Source organism: Hydrogenophaga sp. (assembly GCF_041633695.1).
Lineage (GTDB): Bacteria > Pseudomonadota > Gammaproteobacteria > Burkholderiales > Burkholderiaceae_C > Hydrogenophaga.
The window spans coordinates 1-9,292 of the sequence record NZ_JBFJMY010000152.1 but is presented as its reverse complement, the minus strand read 5'-3'; the positions used below and the strand labels follow the sequence as shown (position 1 = coordinate 9,292).

At 67.2% G+C, this 9,292-nt stretch carries 9 protein-coding genes; 5 read left to right on the top strand and 4 right to left on the bottom strand.

The window, feature by feature from the left end:
• Positions 1-1,085, top strand: a 1,085-nt coding sequence (locus tag ABYB95_RS11225) for a 3-deoxy-D-manno-octulosonic acid transferase (RefSeq protein WP_372658606.1), incomplete at its 5' end; no start/stop codon positions are given.
• Positions 1,082-2,374, top strand: a complete 1,293-nt coding sequence (locus ABYB95_RS11220) for a 3-deoxy-D-manno-octulosonic acid transferase (RefSeq protein WP_372658605.1) — start codon at positions 1,082-1,084, stop codon at positions 2,372-2,374. The genes ABYB95_RS11225 and ABYB95_RS11220, both read left to right, overlap by 4 nt.
• 28 nt (positions 2,375-2,402) lie before the next feature.
• Here the strand turns inward: ABYB95_RS11220 and ABYB95_RS11215 are convergent, their stop codons facing one another.
• Positions 2,403-3,785: a phosphomannomutase/phosphoglucomutase gene (locus ABYB95_RS11215; RefSeq protein ID WP_372658604.1), complete on the bottom strand. Its 1,383-nt coding sequence runs from the start codon at positions 3,783-3,785 to the stop codon at positions 2,403-2,405.
• 115 nt (positions 3,786-3,900) lie between these two features.
• Between ABYB95_RS11215 and ABYB95_RS11210 the strand changes: the two genes are divergently transcribed.
• From ABYB95_RS11210 to ABYB95_RS11200, 3 genes are read left to right on the top strand one after another with little or no spacing between them, the layout of a single operon-like run.
• Positions 3,901-5,490, top strand: a complete 1,590-nt coding sequence (locus ABYB95_RS11210) for a DNA-3-methyladenine glycosylase 2 family protein (RefSeq protein WP_372658603.1) — start codon at positions 3,901-3,903, stop codon at positions 5,488-5,490.
• Positions 5,491-5,493: 3 nt separating this feature from the next.
• Positions 5,494-6,000: a methylated-DNA--[protein]-cysteine S-methyltransferase gene (locus ABYB95_RS11205; protein WP_372658602.1), complete on the top strand. Its 507-nt coding sequence runs from the start codon at positions 5,494-5,496 to the stop codon at positions 5,998-6,000.
• Positions 5,997-6,899, top strand: a complete 903-nt coding sequence (locus tag ABYB95_RS11200; RefSeq protein ID WP_372658601.1) for a DMT family transporter — start codon at positions 5,997-5,999, stop codon at positions 6,897-6,899. Before ABYB95_RS11205 ends, ABYB95_RS11200 begins: the two co-directional genes overlap by 4 nt.
• A 90-nt stretch (positions 6,900-6,989) precedes the next feature.
• Here the strand turns inward: ABYB95_RS11200 and ABYB95_RS11195 are convergent, their stop codons facing one another.
• The 3 genes from ABYB95_RS11195 to ABYB95_RS11185 all read right to left on the bottom strand — a co-directional run.
• On the bottom strand, positions 6,990-7,562 hold the full coding sequence (locus ABYB95_RS11195) for a DUF2889 domain-containing protein (protein WP_372658599.1): 573 nt from the start codon (positions 7,560-7,562) through the stop codon (positions 6,990-6,992).
• Position 7,563: 1 nt separating this feature from the next.
• Positions 7,564-8,730 carry a CaiB/BaiF CoA transferase family protein gene (locus tag ABYB95_RS11190; protein WP_372658598.1) on the bottom strand — a complete coding sequence of 389 codons (1,167 nt, stop codon included), beginning with the start codon at positions 8,728-8,730 and terminating at the stop codon, positions 7,564-7,566.
• A gap of 49 nt (positions 8,731-8,779) precedes the next feature.
• The coding region (locus tag ABYB95_RS11185; protein WP_372658597.1) for an acyl-CoA dehydrogenase family protein at positions 8,780-9,292 on the bottom strand (513 nt) is incomplete at its 5' end.

The window sequence follows — 9,292 nt, the reverse complement described above, 5'->3', positions numbered from 1 at the left end:
TCACCGCGGCCGGGCGCAGCGCTGCGGCTACGCTGTTCGCCGAGGCCTTGGCCCAGGGCAAGCTCCAAGTGGCTTACGCGCCACTCGAACTGCCTTGGGCGGTACACGCCTTGATCCGGCGCCAGCGCCCGCGCTGCGCGATCATGACGGAGATCGACACCTGGCCGGTGCTGCTCACCAGCATCCGCCGCGCAGGCGTGCCGCTGGCCATGGCCAATGCGCAATACCCGCGCAAAAGCCTGGAAAACGATTTGAAGTGGTTGGGCTTTCGGTCCCACTTTTTTCGGGCCTACGAATTGGTGCTGTGCAAGTCCGAAACCCACGCCGAGCGCTTTCGCCGCGTGGGCTGCGCACGCGTGGTGGTCGCGGGCGAAACCCGGTTCGATCTGCCGGTGTCGCCTTTGCAGCTGGATGCAGCGCAGCGCCTGAAGGCTTCCGGCATGCTGGGCGCACCGCAACGGCCCATCGTCTGTTTCGCCAGCGCCATCGTGGGCGAAGACGAGCAGTTCCTACAAGCCTGCACGCAGGTGCAAGCCGGTCTCCAGGCTGCGGGCCTGGACAAACCGCTGTTTGTCTACGTGCCACGCAGCCCACAGCGCTTTGACACCGTGGACGCCTTGTTCCGCGCCGCAGGCATGCAGGTGGCGCGGCGCAGCCGGTGCTTCGACGCCGACCTGCAAGCCACCGCACCCAGCTCTTCGCTGGCAGACACCGACGTGCTGCTGGGCGACTCCCTAGGCGAGATGTATTTTTACCTCGCACTGTCCCAGGTGGTCGTGGTGGGCGCCTCGTTCGTGCCCATGGGTGCACACAACATCATCGAACCGCTGGCGCTGAAAAAGCCGGTGATGGTCGGCCACAGCATCTGGGGCATCGAATACCCCGGCGTGGAAGCGCTGGCGGCCGGGGTGTTGCAACAGCACATGGATATCGCCTCCTTGTCACAGGCCTTGCTGCAGTTGCTGACCGAACCCGACGCTTACGCCCAGGCCATGGCCGGGGCGCAAGCCTTTTACGCCGAGCATGCCGGTGCCACGCGCAAACACATGGCGGCCCTCACGCCCTGGCTGGCGCAATGCCCATGAGCGAGCCCGGCCCCGAACAGCGCTGGGCGCTGCGCCTCTACCTGGGCCTGGCCGGGGCCATCACGCCGGTGTGGCGCTGGGGTCTGCAGCGGCGCCTGCGGCGCGGCAAAGAAACCGAGGCCAGCATCCGGCAAAAGCTGATGACCGAGCCCGCCGCGCGGCCCGACGGCCCCTTGGTCTGGGGCCATGCCGTGGGCGTGGGCGAGGCGCTGGCCTTGGCGGGCCTGTTCACCCGCCTGGCCCAGGCCTTGCCTGGGCATGCGTTTCTGATCACCACCACCGCCAGAACCTCGGGCGATGCCTTGAAAAAAATGGGGCTGCCGCCCCGTTGCCAACACCAGTTCGCCCCCATCGACACACCGGCCACCTGCGTCGCCTTTGTACGCCACTGGCGGCCCAGCCTGGCGATCTGGTGCGAAATGGATTTGTGGCCGGCGCTGATCGCGGCCACCCACGCGCAAGCCGTGCCCACGATCCTGGTGAACGCGCGCCTGTCCAGGGCTTCGCTGGCCAAACGGCGCTGGGCCCAACCGCTGTATGCGGCGCTGTTGTCGCGTTTCGTGCAACTGTTCGCGCAAAACGCCGAAACCGCCCAGGCCTTGGTTGCGCTGGGCGCGCTGCCAACCCGGGTCGTGGTGAGCGGCACCATCAAAGCCCTGGCACCGCCACTGCCCTGCGACGCCACCGACCTGGCGGACCTGACCCGTGCCATCGGCGCACGCCCGGTCTGGCTGCTGGCGTCCAGCCACCCGGGCGAAGAAGCGCTGGCGCTGGCGGCGCACCAGCAGCTACTCGCCGCCCAGGCCGATGCGTTGCTCATCATCGCCCCGCGCGCACCCGCCAGGGGGGCCGAGGTCGCCGCCTTGGCTGGGCCGGGCGCTGCGCTGCGCAGCCGTGGCCAGGCCCTGACCACGGCCACCACGGTTTATGTGGCCGACACCATCGGTGAAATGGGCCTCTGGTACCGCCTGAGCCCGGTGGCATTGGTGGGGGGGTCGCTGGCCCAGGTGGGCGGGCACAACCCCTACGAACCGCTGGCGCTGGGCTGCGCGGTGCTGAGTGGCCCCAACGTCTGGAATTTCGCCGAGAGCTACGCCGAGCTCCAGGCCGATACGCAGGCCGACACGGTGCTGGACGCGCAGCAAACCGCCCACGCGGTGGCCACGGTGTGGCACACCCGACGCGACGCAGGCGCCAACCCTGCTGCGGCCCGCTTGCCACCCGGCGCGCAAGCCTTGTTGGATCGTCTGCAAGCCCTGGCCGAACACCCGGAGCCGCTGCCACACTGAGCTTGCGGCACGCGTGCTTTGCGCGTCTTTAGTGGCTGCTGGCGCCCACCACCGCGTCGGGCTTGGCTTGCAGGAGCAGCGCCAGCATCACCGCCTCGATGCGGTGCAGGGCTTCTTGTGTATGTCCCTCAAAACGCAACACCAGCACCGGCGTGGTGTTGGAGGCACGGATCAGGCCAAAACCATCGGGCCAGTCCACGCGCAAACCGTCGATGGTGGAGACCTTGGCCGGTGCTTCGAAGCGCGCCAAGGCCAGCAGCTGGTCCACCACCGCCTGCGGTTCGCCCTCGGCGCAAGCCACATTGAGCTCGGGCGTGCTGTGGCTGGTGGGCAGCGCGTGCAGCACCGCGTTCGCGTCCGGGCTTTTGCTCAAGATCTCCAGCAGACGCGCACCGGCGTAGGTGCCGTCGTCAAAGCCGAACCAGCGCTCCTTGAAGAAGATGTGCCCGCTCATCTCGCCACCCAGCGGGCTGTCGATCTCTTTCATGCGCGCTTTGATCAGCGAATGCCCGGTCTTGAAAATATGCGCCTCGCCACCGGCCGCCTCGATCGCCGGGGCCAGGCGCTGCGAGCACTTCACATCGAACACGATCTTGCCGCCGGGCACGCGCGAGAGCACGTCCTGCGCGAACAGAATCATCTGGCGGTCCGGGTAGATGGTGGCACCGTCTTTCGTGACGATGCCCAGGCGGTCGCCGTCGCCGTCAAAGGCCAGGCCGAGTTCGGCGTCGGTCTCGCGCAGGGCGCGGATCACGTCCTGCAGGTTTTCCGGTTTGCTGGGGTCGGGATGGTGGTTGGGAAAGTTGCCGTCCACCTCGCTGAACAATTCGGTCACCTCACAGCCCAGCGCCCGAAATATGGCTGGGGCAGAGGCGCCGGCGATGCCGTTGCCGCAGTCCACCACCACCTTCATGGGGCGGGCCAGTTTCACGTCGGACACGATGCGCTCGCGGTAGGCCGGCAGCACATCGACCAAACGCACCCGGCCACCCGCCACGGGTGTGGCGCTCTCGTCCTCCATGGTGCGGCGCAGGGCCTGGATATCCTCGCCATAAATGGCGCGCCCACCCATCACCATCTTGAAGCCGTTGTAGTCCTTGGGGTTGTGGCTGCCCGTCACCTGGATGCCGCTGGTGCACAAGGTGTGGGCCGCAAAGTACAACATCGGCGTGGTCGCCAGACCGATGTCGATCACCTCCACCCCGGCAGCCACCAGGCCACGGATGAGCGCCGCCGACAACGCGGGGCCGCTCAGGCGACCATCGCGCCCCACCGCCACCGCGCGTTCACCCAGCTTCATGGCCTGCGTGCCAAAGGCCAGGCCCAGCGCCTCGGCCACCGCCTCGTTCAAGGTCGTGGGGACCACGCCCCGGATGTCGTAGGCTTTGAAGATGGACGCGGTGACTTGCATGGGGTTCCCTGGTGTTATTGCAGACCCTGGGATTTTAGGCCGTGCCATTTGCGGGCTCTGGCACAGGTCCGGAAACGGCCAGTCAAACCTGGCAGCACGCCGTACCATCCCCAACATGAAAGCCAAGCAAATCCTGGACGCAGACGCCTGCTACCGAGCACTGTGCTCGCACGACGCTCGCTTTGATGGCCGTTTTTTCACCGGCGTCACCTCCACCGGCATTTATTGCCGGCCGGTGTGCCGGGTGCGCACGCCGCGGCGCGAGAACTGCGATTTTTTTGAACTCGCGGCCCAGGCCGAACGGGCCGGGTTCCGGCCCTGCCTGCGCTGCCGACCGGAACTCGCACCGCTGGACCGGCACTGGTCGACACAGGACGCCACCGCCATCCTGGTGCAACAGGCCACGCGCCTGCTCGACGATCCGCAGAACTGGCAGACTTGGCAAAGCGGGCCCAACGAAACCGCCACCGGCTCCGCCTTGCAGACGCTGGCCGACCGCCTGGGCGTGAGCGACCGCCATTTGCGCCGCCTGTTCGAGGCCCGTCTGGGGGTTTCGCCCCTGCAATACCTGCAGACGCGCAAACTCCTAACCGCCAAACAGCTGCTGGGCGATACCGCCATGCCCATCACCCAGGTAGCGCTCACCAGCGGCTTTGCCAGTGTGCGCCGCTTCAACGCCGCCTTTCTCACCCACTACGGCTTCAACCCCAGCCAGATGCGGCGGCGCTCGCAGCCCACGGCAGCAGCGGCTGCAAGCTGTACCGTGCGCCTGGCCTGGCGCCCACCCTACGATGCCCACGCCATGCTGGCCTTTCTGGCCGGGCGGCAACTGCCGGGGGTGGAGCGCATCGAGACCGGGCCCACACCCGGCCTGCACCGCACCGCCCGCATCGAAGCGGCGGACCAGACCCACAGCGGCTGGTTTTCCGCCCACTTGCATACCGACGCCAGCGTGCTGGTGCTGCGCGTGAGCGAAAGCCTGCACCCGGTTTTGCCGCAGCTGATCTGGCGGGTGCGCGCGCTGTTCGACCTGGACGCCGATCCGCAAGCCATCAACGCCACGCTGCACCCGCACTTTCCCAGCGGCGACGGTCTGCGTTTGCCCGGTTGTTTCGACAGCTTTGAACTCGCGGTGCGCGCCGTGCTGGGCCAGCAGATCACGGTCGCGGCGGCCCGCACCCTGGCCGCTCGCCTGGTGCAGCAATGGGGCGAGCCCGTGCACACGCCCGACCCCGAGCTGAACCGCCACTTTCCCACGCCGCAGGCGCTGGCACAGGCCGACACCGATGCCCTGGGCGCCATCGGCATCGTGCGCCAGCGGCAAGGCGCCATCCAGGCGCTGGCCCGCGCGGTGCTGAACGGGCAGCTCTCGCTGCAAGCACACAGCGATGTCGACATCACCGTGGCAGCACTGCAGGCCCTGCCCGGCATAGGCCCCTGGACCGCGCACTACATCGCCATGCGCGCGCTGCGCTGGCCCGACGCCTGGCCACCCGGCGACGTGGCGCTGCTCAAAGGCCTGGGCCTGGCAGAGCACGCCCGGCCACTGGCCAACCGTCTGGCCGAACAGGCCACGCAAGCCTGGCGTCCCTGGCGCAGCTACGCCGTGATCCGCACCTGGGCCGGTTGCCTGGACCCCAGCGCGGCAGGCGCCTCGCTCGCCCCAACACCCCCCATCGTTGCCCCCGCGCCCCCGGAGACCTGAACCATGTCCACCACCCTGCCCCACACCCGCTTTGAGTCACCACTCGGTCCGATCTGGATCACCGCCGCGCCCGACGGTCTGCTCGGCTTCTGGTTCCACGATCAAAAACACCTGCCCACGTCGGACGAACGCAGGCACTGGACCGAAGACCGCCGCCACCCCCTGCTGCTGAATGCCCAGGCCCAGCTGCGCGGCTACTTTGGCGGCGCGCGGCAGGCTTTTGATCTGCCCTTGTCCAGCGCCCGGGGCACGCCCTTTCAACGTTCGGTGTGGCGGGCGCTGCAAGACATTCCCTGGGGGCGCACCTGCAGCTACGGCGAGCTGGCCCGCGCCGTGGGCCGACCCGAAGCCGTGCGAGCCGTGGCCGCTGCCGTGGGGCGCAACCCCTGGAGCATCGTGGTGCCTTGCCACCGGGTGCTGGGTGCGCGGGGTGCGCTGACCGGCTATGCTGGCGGGCTGGAGCGAAAAGCCGCTCTGCTGCAGCTGGAACAAAAACACGCCCCCACATGACCCCCACCCTCATCGCCGAATTTGTGCTGCTGGCCGCACTCTGGGGCGCATCGTTCTTGTTCATGCACCTGGGTGCCGCCGAATTCGGCGCCCTGCCCACCGCCGGTTTGCGGGTCGGCCTGGCGGCCCTGTTTCTGCTGCCCGCTTTCCTGATCAAAGAAGTGTGGGCCGATTTCCGACGCCGCACCCGGCCCATCTTGCTGGTTGGCCTGCTGAACTCGGCCTTGCCGTTTGCCTTCTTCTCTTACGCCGTCTTGCACATCAGCACCGGACTGACCGCCATCCTCAACGCCACCGTCCCGCTGTCGGGCGCGGTCGTGGCCTGGCTCTGGCTCAAGGACCGGCCCGGTGGCTCGCGCATGCTGGGCCTGTTGATCGGCTTCGTCGGCGTGACCATGCTGGTGCTGGGCAAATCCAGTTTCAACCCGGTGCCCGACCAGTCGCCCCTGGTCACGCTCTTGGCCATGGGTGCCTGCCTGGCCGCCACCGTGTGCTACGGCCTGGCCGCCAGCTTCACCAAGCGCTACCTGAGCGGTGCACACCCCCTGGCCACCGCCACCGGCAGCCAGATCGGCGCCAGCCTGGGCTTGGCCCTGCCCACCCTTTTGTGGTGGCCGGAGCAAGCCGCCAGCGGCACCGCTTGGGCCGCCATGGCCGCCGTGGGCCTGCTCTGCACCGCCATCGCCTACGTGCTGTTCTTTCACATCATCGAGCGGGCCGGCCCCAGCCGCGCGCTCACCGTCACCTTTCTGGTGCCGGTGTTCGCGCTGCTGTATGGCACGGTGTTCCTGAGCGAAAACATCACCAGTTGGATGCTGGTGTGCGGCTTGGTGATCGTGCTCGGTACCGCGCTGTCCACCGGCCTTGTGGCCTGGCGCCGGCTGGAACGGACCGGCTGAACGCTCCCCGCATACCTCCATCCCAAGAAGTTCGGCACCGGCGCGGTGCAGACGGCGATCCGTGCGCAGACCATACCGCTATCGGTGGCTTCAGTTGGGCTTCGTTCCCTGGGCGCCGCCTCTGAACTGATCGGGGAAGTGCAGACGCACGATCTCGCCGTCCAGCTTCAGGGCGTGACAGCCGCCCAGTGGCGAGTTTCGCCGACCGGGCTGGTCGGCATCGGTCACATCGTCTGCGCCACTCCACAACATTTGAAATGCGGTGGTCGCCATCGGCGGCAGCAACTCGGACATGTGCGTGCAACCCAGCTCACCGCGGAACATGCGCTTGACCGCCATCGTGAAGCCCGGCTGGATGCGCTGTCCGATCAGTCGGCGGTAGCTCTCGGTGATCGCGCCGCACACCGCGTGCGGCCCTTGCACCGTTTGCGCGACCACATCGTGGATCAGCCGCTCTTTGTCAATGGTCAAGCAGACCGTCATGTGGTGGATCGCCTGGTCGGCCTCCAGCGACTTCTCGGTCATTTCGAGCGGAAACGGCTTGGTGTCGATCAAGGTTCCGACGATGTCGAACAGCCCGTCATCGCGCTCGAAACCCTCGCACGTGATCCGCCGCAAGTGCACCGAGCGGCGTGGAATCGAAGGGAGCGTTGCGGTGGCCATATCAGTCGGGTGCCCTGTGCACGACACCAGAAGCCACCAGCGCCTCGATCTCGGCTTCACTTTGGCCCAGCGACCGCAAGATGCCCACGCTGTCGCGGCCGATCGCTGGAGCGACCGGCGGCAACGCGCTGGGCGTGCGCTCGAAACGCGGCGCGGGTGCGGGCTGCATACAGCCGCCCTGCTCCACGAAGATGCCTCGTGCCTTGTTGTGCGGATGGGCCGGCGCCTCCGCCATGCTCAGCACGGGCGCCACGCAGGCATCGCTGCCTTCAAGCACTTCGCACCACTCGTCGCGGCTTTTGCGCAGGAACAGTGCCGTCAGTTTTTCGCGCAGCGCTGGCCACTCGGCACGCTCCCATTGCTGTGCAAAGTGCGGGTCCGTCACGCCGCACTTGTCCAGCAGCAGGCGGTAGAACTGCGGTTCGATCGCGCCGATGGAGAGATAGCGGCCGTCGGCACACGCGTAGTTGCCGTAGAAATGTGCCGAACCGTCCAGGAAATTGCTTTCGCGCTGGTCGCTCCAGAAACCTTTGGCCTGCAAGCCATACTGCGCGGCCATGAGCACGGCAGCACCATCGGTGATGGCCGCGTCAACCACTTGGCCCAGGCCCGAGCCTCGCGCCTCGTACAGCGCGGCGACGACCCCAAGCGCCAGCAACATGCCGCCACCGCCGTAGTCGCCCACCAGGTTCAAGGGCACGGCGGGTGGTCGGTCGGCCGGGCCCATGGCATGCACCGCGCCCGAGAGCGCGATGTAGTTGAGGTCGTGCCCGGCGGCCTGGGCCAGTGGCCCAGTTTGCCCCCAGCCGGTCATGCGTCCGTAGACCAGTTTCGGGTTGCGCGCCATGCAATCTTTTGGCCCCACGCCGAGCTTCTCGGTCACGCCCGGACGAAAGCCTTCGATCAGAATATCGGCGCGGGTTGCGAGTTGCAGCACGGTTTCCACCGCGCGAGGGTCTTTCATGTTCAGCGCAATCGAGCGGCGCCCCCGGTCGACCACGCCGTCGTTGCGCATCAGCGCTTCCAGTGAGCTTCCTCCACCGGGCGTGGGAATGCGGTCAATGCGGATGACTTCGGCCCCCATGTCGGCCAGCATCATGCCGGCGAACGGGCCCGGCCCGATACCGGCCAGCTCAATGACCGTGACGCCGTGCAACGGCCCGCTCATGGTTGAACCCCGAAACGATGAGATAAAAAGCAATTCATAAGCCGTGTCCTCACATGCGCTTGGCAACTTCTTCCAGCATCACCTCGGTGGCACCGCCGCCGATGGTCAAGATGCGGGCATCGCGCGCCATGCGCTCGACCGGTGTGCCAATCATGTACCCCGTGCCCCCATGCAGTTGCAGGCAGGTATGCACCACTTCCTGCAGCGTCTCTGCCGCGAAGCACTTGAGCATTGAAACTTCGCGCACGATCTCCTTGCCCTCGTCGATCATCTGCGCGCACTGGTAGGTGAGCGAGCGCACCGCCGCCGTTTTTGAAGCCATCCAGGCCAGTTTGTTGCGCACCACCTGCTGGTCCCAGAGCGGCTTGCCAAAGGCCTGGCGCTGCTTCACGTATTCCACCGTCAGTTCGATGGCGCGCGAAGCCGTGCCTGAGCTCAAGGCGCCGACCACCAGGCGCTCGTTCTGGAACGTGCTCATGATGTAGTAGAAGCCCTTGCCCTCCTCGCCCAGCAACGCGTCGTGCGGCACATGCAGGTCTTCGAGATAGAGCTCGGCGGTGTC